Raw genomic sequence first — 23,113 nt, 5'->3', positions numbered from 1 at the left:
TAATTAAACACCGGACACAGTCCGGCGCGAGCGAGGGGTGGAGTAGCCTAACACCCGAAAGTTCTTTGCGGTTGTGTAACTATGGGATATCCTTAAAAAAATTAATAGTATCTTTATACTGTTGAATATTTCCAGACATATCTAAACATTCAACTTTAATCACTTGAAAAATGCTACGAACATCTTTTATTAAAACTGAATAATTATAACATTCTAAATATGATAGTGTAGGATGTTTAGTAGTTTCAACAGGATAAAATTCTCCATTTGACCCAGAAATACTTGCAGTTATTTTCCTATAAGGAAAGCTACTAAATAAAACACTAATAGATGCACTATCTGGTTTATAATTAAAGTTTATGTGGCTTTTACAAATGGGATTTCCTTGTTGTTCTATTATCTTTCCCACAGAATCAAACTCAATCAAATAAGTGGAGTGCTTGTCATCTACCATAAATTGATACATATTCAAAAGTCCATTCTCATAAAACTGATAATAATTACCAAATACTTCACCGTCTAAAGTATCAATAGATATATATATTCTACCATCAGGGTAGTAATCAAATATTTTATCATTCTTATTTTTATCATTCCCAACAAAAGACAGCAACTGCAACTGCGATTCACTTATTGTAAAATCGCCCTTACAACTCATTAAAAAAATCAAAAAAAAATACAAATATTTATTCATTCTTTTTACTTTTAAATTTGGTCTCTTTTACTTTATAATTATGGCCTTCTATAGTATCTTTTTGTTCCGAATCTGTATGAGACTTTTTCCAGTATCCATACTTATCTGGCTCATATGTAAGTTCACATTCTACACAATAGGATTTACCCAACTTTTTCTTTTCTTCTTTAATACTAGATAGAGAAGATGTATTCGCATTAATCCTATCAAAAGTACTCTCCAATATTTCTGACATACGATCCACACTTACTTCCTTAAGATCAGCTCTCATATTGTAAACATCTTTACCAAGTAATGCTAAGTCTATAATCTCTTGATATTTAGAAAAATCGAAAGTCATAATAGGTCTATCGGAGTCAGCTTTATCACCCCACCCTGGATCAGATAATCCTGAACCAAAAATGACAACCTGAGGCAATCGAACATTGATGGAACCAATTTTATCCATTGCCTTTATTTTTAAATAATCAATGAAATTTACTTCTGATTGATCTTCGAATGATATTACTTCACGAGAAGTTGTTATAAGCTCACCTGACCTATAATCATTAGTAGTATAAACGGAATAATCATGTTTAGTAAAATAACCTAACCCACCATAAGTATGCCTATACATTGACTTGTACACTCCCTCCGTACGTTGTACCCTTATTATTACTGTCCCATCTTTCGCAATTGTTCTTACATATTCAATTCTATCCTGCCCATCCGGATCAATATATATAATCGGACTATTACTTACGAAAACGTAGTTACTCTCACCCGGATATTTGCTACTTAATGGATCTAAGCTTAGGAAACGCCCTAATCGTGGATCATGTATTCTCGCTCCAAAATCTACACTATTACCTTTCCCTTTTACCTCATCATCATTCTCCTTCCCATTGAACCCATAACGGTAACCCTCACTGCCACTCCAACGCTTGGTAGCGCCAAATACATAGTAATCATTTAAACTGAATACAGAAGGGTATTGGATCGTATCATTTTCTACCGTTACATAGTCTCCGATTACCGCCATTACATTCCCTAAATGATTACTCAGCTCATATTGACGGCGGTTCGCATAATTACTGATTTGCCAAAGAGCTGCGGCGGTCGGTACTGTATCGATACGCCAGATTCCTAAACGGCTGCTGCCATACAAATGTTGCTCACGCCAGGTAAAATTGCCCGACTGCTCCTCGTATAAAGATAAGACATTTCCCTGCTATATTTTTCTATGTCTATATTTACTAGCAACAGTATTTATATGCAAAAGAAAGAGGCTCTTAATGAACGGGAGATAAAATAGTGTGAATTAAAAAACTGATGAGTCTTTCTATTAAGATACAATTTTTTCTTCAATTTACCAAATACGCTTCCTACCTGTATACAATAGAAAAACCGCTATAACATAGCGGTCTTTTTTTAATTATTTATTACGAAAATGAATATTTTGTTAAACACCGGACAGAGTCCGGCGCGAGCGGGGGGGGAAAGAACTAAATCCCGTCTTAGCGGCATTATTTTATTTGTACATAACCTACTTTTCTACATTTAATTTTGAAATCAGAATTTTCATTTTCTTTTAAATCAGACCTTCCAAATACTAATGGACAAAAATCAAAAGTAACAACTCCTTTTTCACTTGTTAAAAGTGCAGCATTTATAGAAACACTAGATTGATTTTCTTTTTCTATAAAGCGAAATAAAATTATGTCTTCAAAAGAAAGCTTAATTGTTTCAAATTCCCAATCTTTTAATTTATTCATACATTTAATAATAACTTCAATATTCTTTGAGGTATCTTCTATATTGTACACGAGCTTTAAAACTAAGGAGTCCGAAAAGTGTTCGTATTTATTTTTTATTTCGTTTATCATATTTTAAATTTTATTGACCTATAGGAGTTGAATGTTGTATTCCTCTGGGAATATTAAAATAATTGGAAGGGACTTGATTCCAAGGAATATGATTAGTATGACCACTCCCTAAATTACCCGGTATACTCATATTGTGGCCATGACCAGAAAAGAACTTTCCATGTTTTGAAAAATCTACTTGAAAAATTACTTTTCCTTCGGAATTGTATATATAATTTGAAACGGCAAATCTTTTATCCCCACTTAAATAAGTATAAATCGAATTTGGAGTTGCTCCTGAAGACCATGCCTTTTCTGTTCCAGAGAAAGATTTCAATCCTCCCCCCTTAGCGGCATTAAAACTAATCCCAGACCCTTTTGCCATTTCAGAAGAAAAACGCCAAAGACCTATTAAGGCCTGATCTGTCCGATGTCCTCCGGCGGCTAAATCACTTCCCCATTCAGACACTGAGTTGGCTAAACCACTCGCAATAAAACCTCCGACTCCATAACCCCCTTGTAACTGGTAACCCGCATAAGCCACCCGCGTATCTTTGAATGGTATTCCATCAAAAAAATTCTTTGATGCCTCTGCCATCGGTTTTCCCATCGTACGTTGCGCCCAGTCCATCATGTTATGGAAAATCATCTGAGAATATTCTTTCCCTTCATTATCCACATACCACTTCTTATCGTTATTCCACGTATAAGACTTTCCACTATTCGTTGCAAACCGACCAATGACCCACTGAGAATTTACCTCGTCTCCTACATTAATATAGGTCAATGAAGCGTTCTTACCAGCAAACACCATTCCTCCAACTGGTGTCATGCCAGCAGGGCCACGTTCAGTATGTTGAGTACCAGCCGGTGCCCCTTTCTTAGGACACTCTGCACAATCGCCGTCAGGATCACTTTTTAATATTGGATTACCGCTAAAAGAAGAATAATCACTCAACCCTACTACTGTTACCGGATCCACATTCCATCTCCTTCCCAACCTCGCATCATACTGCCAGAACTCTGCCGTATAGCTATTCCCTTCAGTATTTATTTCGGTACTTTTCTCCTGACCATTAAACCCATAACGATGACCCTCACTGCCACTCCAACGCTTGGTAGCGCCAAATACATAGTAATCATTTAAGCTAAATATAAAAGGATATCTTACCGTATCACTCTCTATTACTAAATGATCGCCAATCACCGCCATTACATTGCCTAAATGATTACTCAGCTCATATTGCCGGCGGTTTGTATAATTACTGATTTGCCAAAGATCTGCGGCGGTCGATACTGTATCTATACGCCATATTCCTAAACGGCTGCTGCCATACAAATGTTGCTCACGCCACAGTAAATTACCCGACTCCTCCTCATATAAAGATAAGACATTTCCCTGCTATATTTTGATGAAACCAAGTTTGCAAATACAAGTATTTAAATGAGAAAGTAAGAGGCTTTTTATAAACCAAATATAAAAAAGGAGATGCTGAAAGTTGGGTACAAAGAAGAAGATTAAAAATATAAACAGTCTACTCTATTAAGATACAATTTTTTCTTCAATTTACCAAATACGTTTTCCTACCTGTATACAATAGAAAAACCGCTATAATATAGCGGTTTTTAAAATTACTTATCACGAAAATGAATGTTTGATTAAACACCGGACACAGTCCGGCGCGAGTGTGGTATTACTTAAAAATTACATCAAAGCAGCCTCTATTTCACAAATTTCAGAGACATACCTTACCATCCATGGCGATATATCACAAAGCAAATTATTATAAGAGTATTCAAGGCTCATATTAGTTTCAATTGATAGAGTGTAATCAAAAATATTATCATCTGTCAACTTATTCAGCCAAATAGAAAAACCTAATGCCTCACAATGACCAGTGATATTATGAGGAAACTCAATATCTGTTTCAAAATAAAAATCCGGTAATATCATACCTTTACTTATTATCTTCGAGAGATCTTCTATACCACCTTTAAACTTTAAATAGATTTTCGCATTAGCGCCGTTATATTTCATTTACACTAAATATTATTAATTATTAGGTTTAAACTTTATTGAAAAGCCTTGTTTGTTTGGTTTTAACCCTTCGAACCCTTGCGTCTCACTCAAAACCTTTCGAAATTGAACATCTGCTCGCAAATTATTCCCGAATTTGTTGTATAATAAGTCACTTTCTATCCAAAAGTCTATATCAAAATTTTTAAGATTAATAGGACTGCCAAAAGTTGACTTAGTTGGATTTCCAACAAATCCTGTTTTAAAAGATCCCGTATAGCCGTATTTTAGGTTTGGGTCCAATGTTCTATATTTTGAAATCAGGCTACTCTCAACTAAATTGTTAAATGTACTTTGTAATTCAATAAGCCCACCTTTAGCGACACTTCCCACTCCATTCTCAGCTACCGCTAGCGATACTGTTGGTTTTGTTTTCGGTATGTTTAGCAAATTCCCTTTCTGACCGGTTCCTATTAAAGGGATCCTAGCTCCTCCCAAAATAGCTAAACTTTTCTCCAGCGTTCGGGGATCTTTTAAACCACGGCCCAAATCCTCCATCTGCTGAACGAAAGGAGTATTCGTATGATATTCATAAGCCTTACTAAGTGATTCCTTGGTGTTACTATACGTCGTTTTAAGTTCATTCTTCAAATCTTGACCATAGGTGCCCCTTTTTAAAGAATGATAGGTGTCTACTCCACTATTGAATACATCGATGATTGTTGCATCCAATATACTAGATATAGCATTCGGGATAGCCTTCACATGATCCATCCAACCACCATTATATTCCAGTTTCTCCAGGTAAGATAGCTTCTCACCTCCATCTAGGTCTATGTTCCTCAGAATATCATTTTCTGCAAATGAATACGAAGAGTTCCAGGGAAAATTTTGGAACAACGGATCCACACTCAAAAACTTACCCAACCTCGGATCATAAATCCGCATACCGTAATCCTGCTGGTTGCCTTCGCCCTTGAGTTCATCATCATTCTCCTTGCCATTGAAACCATAACGGTAACCCTCACTGCCACTCCAACGCTTGGTAGCGCCAAATACATAGTAATCATTTAAACTGAATACAGAAGGGTATTGGATCGTATCATTTTCTACCGTTACATAGTCTCCGATTACCGCCATTACATTCCCTAAATGATTACTCAGCTCATATTGACGGCGGTTTGTATAATTACTGATTTTCCAAAGATCTGCGGCTGTCGGTACCGTGTCGATACGCCAGATTCCTAAACGGCTGCTGCCGTATAAATGTTGCTCGCGCCACTGTAAATTGCCCGACTGCTCCTCGTATAAAGATAATACATTTCCCTGAGGATCTTTTACATAGTAAGTGTTTTTACTGATACCTCCCGCCGTTACAGCCTTTTTGATCCGCTGCCCGGTAGCATCATAGGTGTATCTGATTCCCAACACACCCGTATCCGTCTGCTTACGGATCGAATCGATTTTTCCATACACATTCCACTGAATGTCCAGTATACCTTCCGACACATCCCCTACCAGGTTGCCGATCGCATCATAACTGTAATTATTCATCGACTGGGCATCTATATCATCGCCGTAAGCCCCGGCTGATACCTGGTCGTTCACACTGTTCAGGCGGTTATGCTGTAAATACTTTTTACCATTGATCGCCGTTGAACCATAATGATATCGGTAGTGTAAACTATCCATCGCATTACCCGATGAATCTTTACGCCATACATTCAGGATATTGCCGTTCGCATCATATTTAAAGTATTCGGCAAAGGATTCCGTATGGTTTGTGCCATTCCAGTTCACCGTGCTATTATTCAGTAACTGCGACTGTACCTGCTGTATCCGGTTCAGCTGATCGTAGCGGTAAGCATATAGTAACGGGCGATCGTTACGACGGTTTTTCTGCGCCAGCGTCGTATAACTGATATTTCCGTTATACAGGCTTTCTCCCGACCCCGATACGGTCTGATTATTCAACAACGAAGCTTTTAAACTGCTATTAACCGGTGTATAATCGTTCTGATAGTAACCTATGCTATAGGCAAATACATCGCGCCCTACCTGTTCGTGCACACCGCCCACTTTGCCGTCGCGGCCGATATCGCTTCCGGGTAATAGTTTTTCTCCATTGATGTATTTTAACCATCCCTGTAACGTATAGGCATAATCCAACCCCTGCACCTTGTTTTCATCGTATTCTACCCTGGCCAGCGGACCATGCAGGTAATAACGGTAATGAGCATTCAGAACAGGATCGATCAGTTCCAGCGTGTTTTCCACTGCACGAAAAGAACTATAGGAATGCGTCAGCTTTTTATTGGCATTGTATTTATAACGGTAATAAAACTGATCGGTTTTTCCAGGCTGGTATTTCAGCAGGTTCACAGCGCCGCTGTGCAGTTCATATTCGTAAGACAGGTGTTTGATCCCCAAACCGGGGATTTGCGTCCAATAATCCTTCACATTACCGGCTATATCATAACTGTAGTACTGAACAGAAGGCGTTGCATCGTTTTCAGCGGTACGCAATACCGTGGCCGACACCCGGTTACGAAGGTGATGCTGTACATATTCGCTATAAAGGTCAAAACCGGGTTCCAGTACAGGGCTTTCGTCATAGAATGTACGGGTGATTGATTTTTTGGTACCACCGCTGATCAGTGCACTGGCAGTAACGGATGATACAAACGAAGTGCTAAAATTCTGGAGTGTAGATTGTACCTCTCCCACTTCTACGATTCTGCCTAATACAGGTTCATATACCGTATAGGAATATTGATGCTGTCCGCTATTGATCGCTGCCTGCTTAGCATTCTGTGATAATACCAGACGCCCGGTTTCATCATATTTAAAGTCTGACCGGCCGGCATCAGGTGTAATTGAGGCCGAAATTGCACCATGGCTGTTATAAGTGTATCTTGTTAATAACTGGTGCTCCGGTACTATTTTGCGCACCGTTAACTGCACTTCATTTTTATTATTGAATAACCAGTATTTTAAAATATTTTTTTGCTGAAGGTTTTCGTGCGGATACAGGTATACATTATACGCATTTGCCCTGATCTCCTGATTACTCAACTGCTTATCATATAACCGTAACTGTAATACATCATTATACAATGATACGCCCACAGACGGTGCCGGTAAAGCACTGGCATGTGAAGTAAACGGCGTCAGTACCACCGGTTGCGCATTCACCTGTACAGACGATATTCCCGAAAGGATATTTGCCGTATTCAATACGATATGATTGATGCCGTTGAGCTGTAATACCGGTGATTTCAACTGATATTTCACTGTCAGGTTATTGCCGGCATCGTATCCGTTCAGGTCAACAAATAAAATGTTTCCATTGAAATATACCCTGTATATATACCTGCTGCCGTTGTCATCAAACACCCATTTTCCGGTAGTACCCGATAGCCAGAGCTCCACAGATTTTGAACCGGTCCATACACCGGTGATTTTTCCGGTAGTCTGAACACCCACTGTGTCTAAAGGATACCTTACCATGTCCTGATAAGTATATTGACGATAGGTTTGTACAGAATCTACCAGCGCATTGCTGAGCATTACCACTCCCTCCGGAGGTACCGTACCTACCAGCAGGTTATTCTGGTCGTAATAGTACAAAGTGAAATGATAGTAATTCTGTGAAGATTTTAAGTCTACCTTTTTATCTACATAAGCACAGGTATTCCAGTAATGATTGCTGAATACCCGGCGTTCATTTTCTATAAATGACGCATATGCCTGTTGTGCAGAACGTATATTACGGTCTATCATTAACGTTACATCCGCAAAAAGGTCAATCGAAAGGTCGGTATCGATATTAATGTTACAAAGCGTAGCAGCTGCATTTACCGTTATGGCAGCGTCAAATTCCTGGTAACTGCCGGCACTCAACTGATAACCCAGCTGGTGGTTCATATAGTTTCTGAGAATAACCGGATACAAAGAATCACTCACTGATAATGCCGGAATTAACACCTGTAAATCGTTTTTCAACAGGTTATACTTCGTAGCAGTTAAACAGTTGTTGGCAGAATTTGAATAGAAATTCGGATCAGGAATCGTATAATCAAGTATATAGTTACAGTTGTTGCACGATTTCACCAGAAGGGCGAAATCAGTTTCACTCAGGTTAAAGGTATTACCCATTGCTGACTGAATGTATCGCCATACAGAATCTGCTGCCGTGGTACCTGCATTCACGCTATATGTATTGAGTGCCGTACAAATTTCTGCATTTGATTTCAGGATATCAGTACTACCAATTACTCCGCCGGTAGCTTTCGGATAAGGTTTTTCCAGTAAATAAGGATTACACCTCACATCGAGTGTGGTACCCATTACGTCTTTAAAAATCTGCACGAAACTGGAATCTCCATAAGCACTGTAAATGCCCGGAGCAGTGGTACTACCTCCGATACCCGTGTTCACCGGACTTCCGAGTTTACATACTGCCAGCATACGGTCTTTCAGTTGCTGTAACGAACCGGGCGAAATGGTATTACAATAGGCTAATGCTACCAACCAGTCATCCACGTAATTTTCACAGGCATTGATGATAGCCTTATTTGCTTTATCATTGGTAATATCCTGAATATTTCCTTCATGCACGCCCATGTTCACATAGTTCACACCATTTCTTCTGAACACAGGTTTTTTATAAGCATATTCATCGAAACAGGTCGGTTCACAGTCAATCAGATAAGCTGCCGTACCGATCAGTTGCCAGTCTTTATACACCGAATCATAATCCCATTGAATTTTAACACCGCCTGTCATCGGATCTACCGGCCATACCCGGCTCACTTCGGTGGTATCGTTTCTGCGGAAGGTGAAATCAACGTATACCGATCCGTTACTGCACGGAACATTCGCTAAGTCGAGACGGATTTCATAACGGTATTGTCGTGGTGCAATCGGTCCCTGCTCAATCGGCAGGTAAGCGGCTACCAGAATATTTACCGGGAATGAACCGGGAATGGTATTAGGAGCCGACAGGTTATTCAACAGATCAAACTCTTCAATCGGCCCGCCGAGGTACCTCGTACAAACGTATATCTGTTTGGTAGAACCATAAAACTGGTAAAGGCTGCCGTCAGAATACTCGATCCGCAAACAAGGATAAGTGTAAGTAACAGACTCTAAACATCTGCCTGGCAGAAAGTCGAAATACACATCCCCGCCAAGGCTGGTATTGGCACTGCCATTCGCATTCCAGCCATAGAAAATAATTTTATCACAAGCCGGTTTGATAACAATCCGTGCCGAATAAAAATTATAGTTAGTGGCTCCTACCGTAATTCTGGCACATTTATACCAACCGGAAGAACTAGCACCGGTTACCGGCGGAGTATAAGTCGGGCTCACATTCGCATAAACAAATACGGTATCTCCGTTCGATCGTATGAAATAACTTCCACCACTATTGTAAGAAGAAGCTGTTAAAGTATAGTCAAATACATCCGTACAATTATTGCATCTGGTTACGGCACGCTGGTAATATTGATAAGTAGTGGAGCCCACCCTAATTTTTAAACACTTGCGTATATCATCCACATATCCCGGACAATAACCGGTGTATATGTTTTCGAGCCGCTTTACATTCAAAATATATCCACCCTGATAATAAGTAGAGTCATTGATTCTGTAATCAGCTACTATCACCTGTGCCGTATCACAAACATCCACCCGTTTACCGATCAGCCATACATTTTCATAAGTAATACTGGTAGGTGTATGGAAATAATAATAATTAATTTTCAGGCACTTGAAAAACTCCTTTACAAAAGTAGTTCCGTAAGCGCCGCCCAATGAATCGTGCGGTATTACATTTTCTACGCCCGGTATAACCGTATAAACGGTATCTCTGAAGTACAGAAAATTAGAACCCGAGAAAGTCGGATCAGGATAGTTCGAAGCAAATACCGAATCGTTTCTTGAAAAATGAAAGTTCAGGTTTAACACCTGCGCTTCACACGAATCTTTTCTGGTATATACCAGCCAGGATTGTGTAAAGTTATAATTAGCCGTACCGTGTTTTACATTCAAACAACCGTAATAATCTACTGAAGTTTCAAAATAATTGATTCCTACCAACGGCGGCTGGTTGATCAATCCTTTTATAATACGGATCGTATCACTGAAAATACCATTGGTATCAATTACCTGCCTGAAATAGAGGCTGTCATTCAATTGGGTATAACTGCTCAGGTCGAGGTTACGGCTTTCACCATACAGGCAGGCTACTGTGATCGGAACTTCATAACATACGGTAGAACTTAAATAGGTCAAAGCTGGGTTCACATAAGCTTCTACCTCCAGGAAAACCGAATCCTTTCCGCTGGGGAAAGTAATGGTGCGCATTTTTTTCGGATTCGCACCGGTATAAGTATTAAAGTCTTTAAAATGAACAACCACACTATCGTAATTAAACTGACGGTCGAATGTAATCAGCAATACTTTTGTTTGCGGCGTATTGTTATTTAACTGGTATTCACTGATCGTGAACTTTGAAGGGTCTACGCAAAAAGAATCATTATAGGCCGACCCGATAAAACAGGTTCCGGTACACACATAGTCATCACGATATTCGTTGTAATAGAATTCCTTTCTTTCCAGATAAAGTTTTTTATACAGGTCAAACTCCCTGACTTCACTTCGGCATTCATTATCAATTACACAGGGTGAATAAGAACCGGTACTGTCGCTGCAATACAAAATCATATCTACATAACCCGACAGTGGCATTTCGGGTAAAATATTCGTATCAATCGACAGTACTCTCGTTGTATATTTTTGTATATCGAGCCTGAATGAATCATAAATAGCAGCAGGTGCAAATTTAAAGAAGGTATCATGTTTCAATAACCAGTCGATTGAATCTCTATGGTATTGCACCCGGTTATCAAAATAAAGCTTGTGCAGTTCGGCCGTATCATTGATGAAATTAGTCAGCAGATTATCCCAGCTTTTATAGTAGCTGTTTGTCTGACAGAATAAGAGCTGACAATATTCAGGGTGAAACTCAATAAATTTCTCCGACCAGGAAGGTTTCCATTGTTGCACCAGTTGATTAAATGTTACCGAAGAGTCATATACCTTTACCCATCTTTCATTATCTACAAAAATAGAATCGTCGATATAATCAAAGTCGGCAGGATGCTCTCTGAAGAACTTTTGTTTCCAGACTTTATAAACAAAGTTGATATTCGGTTCAGCTATTACATAGTCTCCGTTCGGTTGAAAACGGGTGGTGTCAATGAGAAAGTATTGTCCACCGGGTTGAAGGTCTGCCAGCATCTGTTGCTTAGAGTCATCACAGGGGCTTGCCACCATACATTTATCCTGCGAAGCTTTACACAGTTCGAGTAAATGGGTGTATTTGTTATCAATCAGCGTATCCAGCCGTGAAACAGTGATCGAATCATAACCGTATTGATAATAAACCTCTTTGATATTTGCCTTAAAATCTGCCGGTTTCCCCAGTTTGTCAAAACAGGCCCCGCATTCTTTAAAGTTATCGTCTAAAACCAATGTATTAAATCGTTCTACCAGAAAGTCAGCTTCTTTTTTAATATCATTATTTACCTCCCGCAAAGTTTTCAATGCTATAAAACTGCTATCAATATATTGCCTGCTCATCGATAACTGCATAGAAAATTTATATTCGCCGATCTGGTTCATAGGATATAAGGCAGAATCAATGAAAGGAGTACCGTTTTCACAAACCAATGTATTGCCGTCGAACAATACTTTATTCTTGGCGAGAATGCTGTCGGTATCACAGTCTGACTGTACTTTCAGTTCCAGTTCGTAATAACATTTATTACAGGCTTCGAGATTCAGTGATTTATACAGGTAAGATAGGTTCTGAACAGTATATTTCACAGTAGCTATCGTGCCGGGTAAAACATTCAGGTGGCTGGAGGCTGCTTCAATCAATAAAGCATCTTTGTTATAAGTAAAACCGTTGAGGTCTATCAGCGCGTTATAATCTTCCGTAACATACCCCAATGACCCAATGCTTTCGAGGTTACCGGCAGGTAAGCCGGATAAAGCGGTGGCAATGACATTACCGGCCGCATTCAGATAACTTACAGAAAGCACACCGTTAGGGTCAACGGTCAGATTTTTTAAATAATGCTGTGCAAAGCCGGCATTATTACCGAATAATTTATCCAGTTCATATTGGGTAGGTTTACCGTAGAAGAAACTGGTAAACTTACCGTTGTGTTCATTCAGCTGAAATTGTTTACCCACCCCACCCTGGTAACGGATACGGCCCGTAGCATCGTCGGTAAATTGTTGCAGCGAGTAAGGAAAACTATCTGCAGAAGGCGTGTACTGATCAAATACATTTCTGTTTTCAGCAAGTAACCAGCTCGCAGCAGAATAATAATTACCTGCACCGGAACTATTCGACACTGCCGGTGCAGTAATACAACAATTATTCACCGAATCATTGATAAATTTATAATCAAACGGTTTATTGTTTAAACCTACATTGAAGTTAGTTTTAAACCACAGGTTATTTTGCGGTGTGGGAGCCGGTAAAAAACTACCCACCTGACGGTTGAAACGATCGTATATCGATTCGTTTACGATAGCCGTACTGTTCTCATTATCTAATACGATATTTTGTTTACCGGTGAAATTTCCGTCGAAGAAGTTAATGCTCTCCGCCCTTAAACCTTCTTCAATAAAGTTAGCAGTGTAAATCCAGTTCAGGTTTCGCTGATGCCGAAGATGCTGCAGATTGAGAAAACAGAATTCCTGCGTAGCATCTTTGTATTGCCAGTCTCCTTCAACTCTCTTTCCGTCTTCATACGATACCGTTCTCATACGGATCATTAAAAAGTCGCTGTTCGATACCAGGGGTATTTTGTAACTGCTCACGGCACCAAAGAAAATACGGTTTGAATTGTATTTAAATAATGTATTTAACGCGGCTTCCGATACCTGTTGATGATTTCTGATACTGTCCAGCACGGCAATATTGTTTCCTGTGGAGTCGATGAAGGTCCATTCCAGGTCATACTCTACAGCTCCCCACACGGTACCACGCTGAACATTCACCGTTTTATTACCCGAAGAAGTGTCTAATGTATATACAATTGGAAATGCGTTTTCTTCGGTGAGTGCAAATAAATTATATTGCCCGGATGAAGGGTTTAATACCTGATGCCGGTCTATATAAATCCACGAAGAAAGTTTGAAAAGTGGGGGCAATATGCTATCATACTGATCACTCACTATACTTTTCACCTTTATTCTTACATCATATCCATTTGTAAACTGTAACTGATCAGCCAGTTTTAATTCACCACCGGCTTCATTTTTATTCAGCCTGAGCGAATAGTTGTTCACTACCGGAATGGTTGATTTCATAGTAGGGTTAGAGTCTACTACTGAATAGTAAGTGACTTCCAGGTCAACCTGTGCAAAAAAATCAGGCAAAGCAGCAGATAACCGGGTATAATCCACTTCGAGTTTTACAATATTAACGGTGCTCCTGTCTTTAATACTGTTCCAGTTAAAATGGCTGCTCAGGTAAGCAGTATCGGCCACTACTAAAGTATCGTTTACTTTAATAGCAGAATCCATTTTATTATACCATCTGATATTCTGCGCCGTTGCAGAATAAACAGTCATCATCCATGTGAGAGCCAGCAGCAGCGGCTTTACTAATAACTTCATTTAAGTAGTATTTAGTTCAATACTTTAATCTGGTAATTCTTTTTTTTCAACTCCCCTTTTAGCACATACGCACTTTTTTCAATCGCACAAAAATTCTCCATCCGGTAATGGTGTGTATCCTCTACTTTCAGGTAGTGCACCGCCCGCATATGAAGTGTGTCTATCACCTGCCAGTTTTCAGACAGGCCGTCTCTGCGGCTATGAAAACTCATTTGTTGCAGGGTAGAATCGGTACGGTTAAAAACAACTTCCAGAAAAGGAAAGTGTATATGTGTTTCATTCTTCATAGAAAAAAAATCATCTTCCTCCGACGATATTTTATCAATATGAAAATATTCTTCCTGTAACATGCTCAGCAAATCATTATTGAGATAACCGGTTTTCGTTAAAGGGGTATGTGTGATTGTCACTACTTTATTGATATCATCGATATAAACCGTTCTCTGTTGATCGGCAATGATGCGCACCGAATCTATTTTATAATACAGCCCGCTGTCTTGTTTCAGATAAGAAAGCCTTAACCGGCTGCTATCGCCCTCCTGTTTCTTAACCACATATTCAAAACTCAACAGGTGGTGGCTCAGGTCAGCTTCCATCTTCTTCACATATGCATTCAATGTGTTTGTATGCAGGCTATCCTTTTGGTTTAACTGAAAAACCGGTGCAGCTGCGATCGTTTCCTCTTCTGCTTCCGAACAGGAAAAGAGAAAAAAAACAGATAAAATGGTGATGGTTACTTTCATCATTTTCTTTTCACATTTTTTCTTTGTTCCTGAATGGTGAGAATTCCTTTTTCCGATTCTTTTTTGATACGTATCAGGTCACCCTGTTCATCGTATTCATAAAAAGTGGCCATATGGTTTTCGTCTAGCTCTGCCAGCAATTTATAATCGGCATAGTCGTACACATAAGATTTGGCAAGTGCTTTTTTAGGGAAGATTCTGATGTCATCCAGATAAGTATTGTTTCCTGAGAATGACAAACTAAAAGATCCCGTAGCCGGAGTGGTGATTTCCCCTTCAATCAATACCCATTTATCAACGATTGCTTTTTTGTCATAAGCCACATTACTACCGTTCATTTTCAGATTAAAATGGATAGTATTTTCATAAGGATTGGTGGGTTTTACCCATGCCTGGATAATATATTTTTTAGCCGGTATCGGTGAAAACCCTTTGTAGGAGTATGAACTGTCATATGATTTATGAAACTCGTTTCTTGAGTTATACAAAAACTCAGTATGTGTTTCCGGCGACAGTGTATTCACCTTCGCCGTCATTGACAGGTCGGTACCACTTAACCTGTATGAACGGAAGCCTGAGTGAGATTCATTTTTAACGATCCGGTTATTGTCGAGATTTGTAAAAGTATTGATGCCATATAAATTATTGTTGAGGGAGATATCATCAAATGAATGGGTAAATATTTCATGCTGGCGGGCATTCTGTGCCAGCATGGTAACAATTCTGTTATTGTATCCCATAATATTGGCAGAGTAAGCACCCAGGATATTAACAGATTCGGTAAGATTTCCATAAATATCTACAATGGTATTTTTTTGATTCACTACCCACCTGTTATCGGACTCATTTTTCTTCCATTTGTTATTGTCAATGTAAAACAGGCTGGAGGCGGTTTTGAAATAGCCATCCTGTACTACGCTGAAATCTGACAATGCCGCCGCATTTAACTGATATTGCCGGTCAACATTGTACTGATAATTATTCACCGGTATGAAGCTGGAATATTCACCGCTTACATATGGGTTAAAGGCATTGGGCAGCGTGTCAATATCAATATTGAGGCAGAAGGTTCCTGCATCAGGATCAAAGCGGGCATCTTTTTTAGCTACCGTTGTAGTACCGATGGTACGGTACATCTGAAGTTTGGGAACATTCCATTCAATTTCCCTTCCGGTAGAAAACAATAAATTTTCCTGCTCTATACTGGTCATCGTCAATGCTTTGTTCAGCGGTGTATCGATGAGTTCCATGTACAGATAAGGCGAATCCGGAAAAGGATCCGTTTTTACATAAAAGCGGTGTTTTCCTTCGGTCATCGGCAGGTATCTTCCATTCGTATGCTCGTGAATATTCGTACTGAAATTATACGGGGTTCCCTGATCAATCACCACCTGCAAATTGGCTTTTGTTTTATATACCAGCAGGTAATTGCCATTGCGCGGAATGTCGAGGCAGATTTCGAACTCAACCGGCTCCTGCGACAAATGAAGTGAAGTATTTTTAGCAACGCCAACTCCGAGGTAATAAGGCCTTCCACCCATCACCGGGCCGGAAACATTCCATATATCCAAACTATCTGTCAGATAAAAAGCTTCATTCACATCTGTAATGGCGAGTTTACTGCTGGGGTTTAGCGGAATGGAACGCATGAGCCAATCGTCTTCAGTTTCTTCAAACGGTTTTACATGCGTAAATGAAAAATGATAATCTGTATTGAGCTGAATATTCCGGTAACAATACAATTTATCATTCGTTAAGGAATAGCCTTCCGGACAATTACAGTCTTCTACACCCAATCGTTTGTTTTCAAATTCCGTTGCCGAAACATTCAATACATTCAGGCCTGAAAGATCCTGTTCTACAAACTTTGCTTTATGCGTGGTGTAGTTGATGGGATTTTTAGACGATAAAACGGTGATTGCATTCTGTCCTAACTGGTTTTTCCGGTAAGGTGAAATCAATACGCATTTTTTAGAGGCATTGGACACTACATTTCCATAATCGTTGACTAATGAATAAGACGGTTGTCCGTTCACAAAATTTTTCACAATGTATAACCGCTGATCCGATTCAGTATCGTATAAAGCATCTCCGGGTTTGAGATAATTTAATACCTGCGTATTGGTTATTTTTCCCTTTAAAGTAGTATTGATCTGGAAACTCCAACTGAGGTAACTCATACTTTTAGCATCCATTTCATCGTATATCCAGCTGGCAGGAACAGAAGAAGAATAAACGAGGTTATCAAATTCATTCTGCTGGGCAGAAACGATTGGTGCAGCAGTTTCATTATTGAAAGCAATGTTTTTCATCTCCAGTTTTGCACCATCTACTGTTTTAATCACGCGGTCAATGATTCCTGAACGGGAAACGATTTTTATCAGGCTGGCGTAACGTACTCCTTTCTCCTGTTCGGTTACATATGGAAAAGAGGTCGGAATCGGTACCGGTACCGGGCCTATCGTTACTACATTCAGATTAAAGTTCGCTCCACCCCCCAGAGTATAATTTTTATTTTCATTCATCAGGGCAAAACTTTCCACATCAGTAGCGATGTCTACATCATAGTGAACATTTCCCTTCCGATCGATGGTCGTAACCCTGGTATCAGGAATTTTATCATTAAAACTATTAGTGGTAGTACTGTAAACATATTCTTCGGCACTGATAAGGTCGTTTTTACTGTTAAAAGCCTGTTTACTTTTTACTTTACCATGCATGTCATTGATCTCTACCAGAATTCCCTGCGATAAGGTTCTGAAGTCAATCAGTTTGGTTAATAATACCAACGGCAGATTCAGGTACCGGGTATTTGTTTTTATCTCTGATTTATAACTATAGGTCGGAAAATCTTTTGCAGTATAAAAATTAGTAACATTATAGCCCATTCGCTGCTGGCTGTCTTTTGTTCCTTCTACGGTAAGTTGATGCACCGTTACTTTACCATATCCTACGGAAGGTGAAGGAAACAGCATGTCGGCGATCGGTTCTTCCACAAAAAACAGAAGATCGAAAGATCCCACAATATTCCGTTGATATTTATGTGGTTGTTTCAACGTATTTTCATCCGCCCCGATAAAAGGTTCGTAAGATGCTACACCGCTGGATATGGTTCTGCCTCTTTCATCAACAGTAGTATAATCGTATTCAAACCCGGCATAGGAAGAAGTATAATCGTTTATACCTCCCACCATCTCCTTCCAATTATCATAAGTGCTTACTTTTTTTACCCTGGAGCCACCCCCCAGTTTAAAACCATCCGTTTTAACGATTCTGATCCACGATTTTTCCAGGTCGAACTGGCTGGCAAAATTTCTTTTCTTTGCACGTGCCACAAAGTTGATCAGTAGTTCTTCCAGCGAACTAAAGAATGAAGTAATACCCAATAATATCTTTTCGATGTCAGTACCAGTAACGCTATCGCTTAAACGCAAATCGTATCCTGGATAAGTCAGGTGGGGCAATTCCGTTCTCATTTTCTGTAATGCCGCATACAATATGGGGTTAACACTTTGTGCCGTTGAACTGGGTTTGAGTGATTCAAACTGTACATAAAATGTTTTACTATGACTGTCTACATTCACCGCTACCACTTTATTATAAGAAGTAACGTAGTCGAAATAGTTGAAAGTTCTGTTTGAAAGCCCCCTCAGGTTCACTGCAGTTTTGGTATAGAGGTATTCGGAACCGCCGAGAGTTTCATTACGGAACCAGGTCAGCAGTTGATCTTTCGTAAAGGAAGCGTTGTAGCCGAGCGAAGACAAACTCTCATTCACCGTAAAAGAAACGCCGGTGGTTTCCCAGAGGTTTGCAGCTACTGTTCCGGTTGAATCTTTAATAAACCGGAAGTCGGTCGTCATTACAGAAGCTTTTTTATTCTGAACATGGCTGTAGTCATCCGATTCATAATCGAAACGGATATCAGCACCCGAAGGCAATTCTACTTTAGAAAGTTTCCACACAGCGGCATTCTGATCGGCCATCGCTTTATCCTGCAGGGCATAAGGATAAATATTATTTTTCATCGAAGTGGGATCAACCGGTTTATAAGTACCCCATCTGTCGGTTAACAGGTATCCGTAATTTGCAGGATTTGTTAATTCGTTATTGTAATGAAAAATGTATGGATGATATTTTCCTTTATCAGAGTCTCTGTTAAAGAAAAATATTTTTTTAAGTGTCAGTTTACCATTCCCGTTTTTATTATTCGGCAAACCCTTTACCAGATCATAAGAATATTCGAATTGGATGGTTTTAACAGGAGTTTGCTGGTCATTTTTATTAAACAGGCGAATTTCTTTCAGTCTTTTTAAAGGTTTGGTGGTATCAATTCCGCCTTCTGCCGACTTCACCCCGTAAGCATCTTCCCTGTCTTCTAAAATGAAGTAGGCAATCATATTTTTGGTTTCAATACTATGGTTGTACCATTGCTCACGTTCTCCGTAGCTATAAGATGCCTTATCATCATATTCATGCGCAAAACCGCCGGGTAAAACCTGTGCCGTACCATTATCATCGAGGTTAAAGGGTGACTTCCATTTAAACAGGTAAGGTAGTTTGGTGTAATTGAATTTTACATAAGTACCTGCATCATCATCCGTTAAACCGTCGCCTGTAGCATCTACATAATCGGCTGATGCAATTGCGCCCAATAAAAATTGAGTGGCATATGCGGGCTTATCCACCTTACTATAGTACATCTCTGAATTGCCCTTATTTCCTACAATAGCGTTTCCGCCATTCTTCATCTTCACGAGGTGTTTGTCGTGCGATGTATGAGTACCATAGTATACTTCATCTCCCAGATCGTAGGTAACATCTGTTTCGATAACATTATACACCGGAATATCATAAATGTAGCGGCTCCCGTCACCGGTGACTACATTAAATTCAGAAAAGTGATGAGATTTTCTATGCGAATCCACTCTGTTAATGTTTGTTTTTGATTCGCCCGACAAAAACAACTGCTGATTGCTTACTACGCCGTTGTTTATTGCATAAGAAGAAATACTCTTATTAATGCCCCATTTAGAAGCCTCGTCTGCATTCAGTGAATAGATATAAGTAGAACGATATACTTTGTTGGACCTGCCTAACTTTCTGGCATTGATACCATTTTTTTGCTGATCACTACCATGTACGGTATAACTGTTTTGAGCTTTGTGAGAATTGATATCAATAGATAACAACGACTCACCCAGGATGAGGTGTTTAAATTCATCTTTTAAATTACTGTTCTCTCCTATTAATTTAAAATACTTATTATCTGCATGGAGTTGATTTTCTTTAAAATCGATCGAATCTGCAATAAAATTGCCGTCCATCCATTTACCAAACGAACCACCTCCTACCAGCACACTCGCATTGGCTCCGACGTGCATCGGTGAACCGGGGCCAATTTCTACGCCGATCGAAATATTTTCAATTTTATCGGTAGAAGCCGGTGAGTAATAAATACCGCCACCGTCATTGTGCAATTTAAACTGTCCTGACCCCAGCTGATTGGTAAAAGAATAAATATCGGGGGTTGGAATAGCGTAAGGTATCAATGGGGTATTATCCGTTAAAATTGTGTTCTGCCCCTGTTGAAAATCATGAATCGCCAGCGGATCATTTTTTCCTCTTTCGGCATAATAACTACCATACAACGGATTTACCAGAATATCCGCTTCAGGTTTCGTAGCCGAATAATATCCGTTCACACCAACGGCCCAGAATGTTCCTGCAGTAGCTCCTACATTGAAAGCACCTGAATAGTATTGTTGTTTATACGAGCGGTTCATAAAGAATGAAGCCGGCATGTCATTAAAACGATGTGAGTAAGAATGACTTCCTGCTATTCTTGTGCCAAGCATTAAAGTCATTTCATTTAATCCTGAACGAGAATTATATGCGAAAGAAACACCAGAAACCGCTTTTATAAAGCTTATATATGAATTCATCGGTAAGGATATAGACGGCTTAATATCCACCCCATCTACCGAGTTTGACTGAAGTCCTAAACTACCGGTCAGGTAAGTAGTGTTTTCTTTCAATAAATCAAATCCTACCGAAAGTCCACGTTCAAAACCCAGACCCGTATAGGAATCGTTAAACACCCCGAGGCTTATTTTACCGGTTAGTGTAGGCTTATGAATCGTTGTATCGTTATTGGTTTTTTTAGATTTTGTTTCTATATCCAAACCTAACAGTTCAACAGCACCTGTTACGGAACCACCCACTCTTTTTTTCAGCTTCATACGTTCTTCGTTCACCAGCTGGTCGCCTTTTGAACCATCCATATCATCTGCCACTCCTCTTACATGCCGGTCGAGAGAACCAATATTCAGGTTCCAGCCCCATCCTACCCACGAAGCTTCATCATCCATTCTGAGATTTGAATTGTAACTGATATTTAAAGGATATCCGTCTACTTCCAGTAAAGGAATACTATAGTTCAGGTCACCCGAAAACGGATCTACCACCTGAGCGATATCAGCTGCCTGAAATCCAGAAAACTCGGGTTGCTTCGGCCCTGATGTAAGTGCAAAAACGTATACCGGTGAAAATAATTGAACACTATATATAATCAGAAAAAATAACGCAAATGATTTTCTCGATCTATGTTGCATTTTCATATACTATAAACTAAAATTATTTAATAAGTATCCTGGCATCTACCTGATGATACACTGTATCTTCCAGTACAAAATGATAAGGTTTTTTCAAAGAGTTGATATCATCAAAGTATACCACGTATCTGTATTTTTTATTTTGAATGCCGGATTCATATATCAGGTCACCTGGCATTAATCTTCGGGAACCATCGTCTAAGAAAACAGCATCCGACATTTTGTATTGAAAAAACAAATGGCTAAAAACCTGTTTGCCGGATACATCTACTTCCAATATATACCGTACGGAAGCAGGGCCGCTATTATTTTTTACTTCTTTTGGGGTGGATACAAGGTATACGATACTATCATGTTTATATTCATACATACTATCAGCAGCTTTATCACTACCGCTACATGCATTCAATAAGATCCATCCCGTTACCAACAACAGTAACCAAAAATTATTTTTCATATTTATATACAAATCGTAATGTTTTTTTATCACCGTTTACCATATGAATTGTTAGTATATACTGGCTATCAAACTTCATATTCTTTACGTTTCTCAAATCGATGCTTACCTTATTATCACCTTTACTGATTTTCACTTTCGGTAAATTTTTCAAGGGTTTACCGGCGTTGATAGGAGAAATCGTATAGTTCAGATCAGTATCGGAATAATAATTCTTTAAATAAAAATTCACAAAACCATTTGATACATAAAAATCTCCTTTAGACAAATCTTCAATGTCCTTAAAAACAAAATTGAAACGTTCTTCCTCTTCTTTACATCCGCAGGTGAAAGTCCATATATCAGACCTGATCACTACTGTTTCAGCCGTCATCAGACTAACGCGCCAGGCATATTTCTTGCCTTCTTCCAGCGATTTCACACTGGCAGGAAAGATGAGCATATTTGTATTAATATATTTCTGATGAATTACCGGCAGATTGTAAGCAAAAGCTTCCTGCGGGGCCTGCCCGGGTTTTACTTCAACCAGTACCAGGCTGTAAGTAGCATTATTCACTGCCGGAAAAACAGGGTTCCATTGAAAATCGGGCCTTAATTCACAAATATTCTGGTTCTGAAAAGGTTCAGCCAGTTGTAGCGGAAATAACACTGCCGCATCAAAAGAGTAACATTCATTTGACGAAATGCTGTGATAAGAATTAAATGAATAACACACTTCATATTCCCCTTCTGAAAACCTTCCGGTTTGCCGAACAATGCGGGCAACCTGATTATCATAAAAAGAAATAGACATTTGTCCGTTTCTGAGTGCTGTATTCATACCTGAAACCAGTCTGAAGTTCTTATTGATAATTCTTACTACAGGAATGCCTTTCTGTTTTACATCAATCTGTAAATCGCCAAGATCTGTACCACCGGCATTCATTACTTTAATATTCATCAAAGCATCTACAGATCTTGAGTTTATTTCAGGAATAAAAACAAAATTCACCTGAGCCTGTAATTTACCCGCTAAAAGAAGCAGTAAAACAATTAAACGCAT

10 protein-coding genes are annotated in these 23,113 nt (G+C 39.3%); all 10 read right to left on the bottom strand.

The features are described from left to right. Positions 1–79 precede the first annotated feature (79 nt). A complete protein-coding gene (locus D9O48_RS13080) occupies positions 80–694 on the bottom strand; it encodes a hypothetical protein (protein WP_126973425.1) in 615 nt (204 codons plus the stop codon). Continuing rightward, entirely contained in the window at positions 687–1,841 is a 1,155-nt protein-coding gene (locus D9O48_RS13075) for an RHS repeat-associated core domain-containing protein (protein WP_126973424.1), read from the bottom strand. The genes D9O48_RS13080 and D9O48_RS13075 overlap by 8 nt, the downstream gene beginning before the upstream one ends. 358 nt (positions 1,842–2,199) lie before the next feature. Continuing rightward, entirely contained in the window at positions 2,200–2,559 is a 360-nt protein-coding gene (locus D9O48_RS13070) for a hypothetical protein (protein WP_126973423.1), read from the bottom strand. A 10-nt stretch (positions 2,560–2,569) separates the two neighbouring features. After that, positions 2,570–3,877, bottom strand: coding sequence for an RHS repeat-associated core domain-containing protein (locus D9O48_RS13065; RefSeq protein ID WP_126973422.1), 1,308 nt, complete (start codon positions 3,875–3,877; stop codon positions 2,570–2,572). Positions 3,878–4,243: 366 nt separating this feature from the next. Further along, positions 4,244–4,576, bottom strand: coding sequence for a hypothetical protein (locus D9O48_RS13060; protein ID WP_126973421.1), 333 nt, complete (start codon positions 4,574–4,576; stop codon positions 4,244–4,246). 15 nt (positions 4,577–4,591) lie between these two features. Continuing rightward, on the bottom strand, positions 4,592–14,260 hold the full coding sequence (locus D9O48_RS13055) for an RHS repeat domain-containing protein (protein ID WP_126973420.1): 9,669 nt from the start codon (positions 14,258–14,260) through the stop codon (positions 4,592–4,594). A gap of 11 nt (positions 14,261–14,271) precedes the next feature. Beyond that, positions 14,272–15,006 carry a hypothetical protein gene (locus tag D9O48_RS13050; protein WP_126973419.1) on the bottom strand — a complete coding sequence of 245 codons (735 nt, stop codon included), beginning with the start codon at positions 15,004–15,006 and terminating at the stop codon, positions 14,272–14,274. Continuing rightward, positions 15,003–21,614: a hypothetical protein gene (locus D9O48_RS13045; RefSeq protein WP_126973418.1), complete on the bottom strand. Its 6,612-nt coding sequence runs from the start codon at positions 21,612–21,614 to the stop codon at positions 15,003–15,005. Before D9O48_RS13045 ends, D9O48_RS13050 begins: the two co-directional genes overlap by 4 nt. A 22-nt stretch (positions 21,615–21,636) precedes the next feature. Beyond that, positions 21,637–22,071, bottom strand: coding sequence for a hypothetical protein (locus tag D9O48_RS13040; RefSeq protein WP_126973417.1), 435 nt, complete (start codon positions 22,069–22,071; stop codon positions 21,637–21,639). Further along, positions 22,061–23,113, bottom strand: a complete 1,053-nt coding sequence (locus tag D9O48_RS13035; RefSeq protein ID WP_126973416.1) for a hypothetical protein — start codon at positions 23,111–23,113, stop codon at positions 22,061–22,063. The genes D9O48_RS13040 and D9O48_RS13035 overlap by 11 nt, the downstream gene beginning before the upstream one ends.

It is taken from the genome of Gynurincola endophyticus, from assembly GCF_003991195.1.
Classification (GTDB): domain Bacteria; phylum Bacteroidota; class Bacteroidia; order Chitinophagales; family Chitinophagaceae; genus Gynurincola; species Gynurincola endophyticus.
This window is presented reverse-complemented; position numbering and strand designations above follow the sequence as displayed.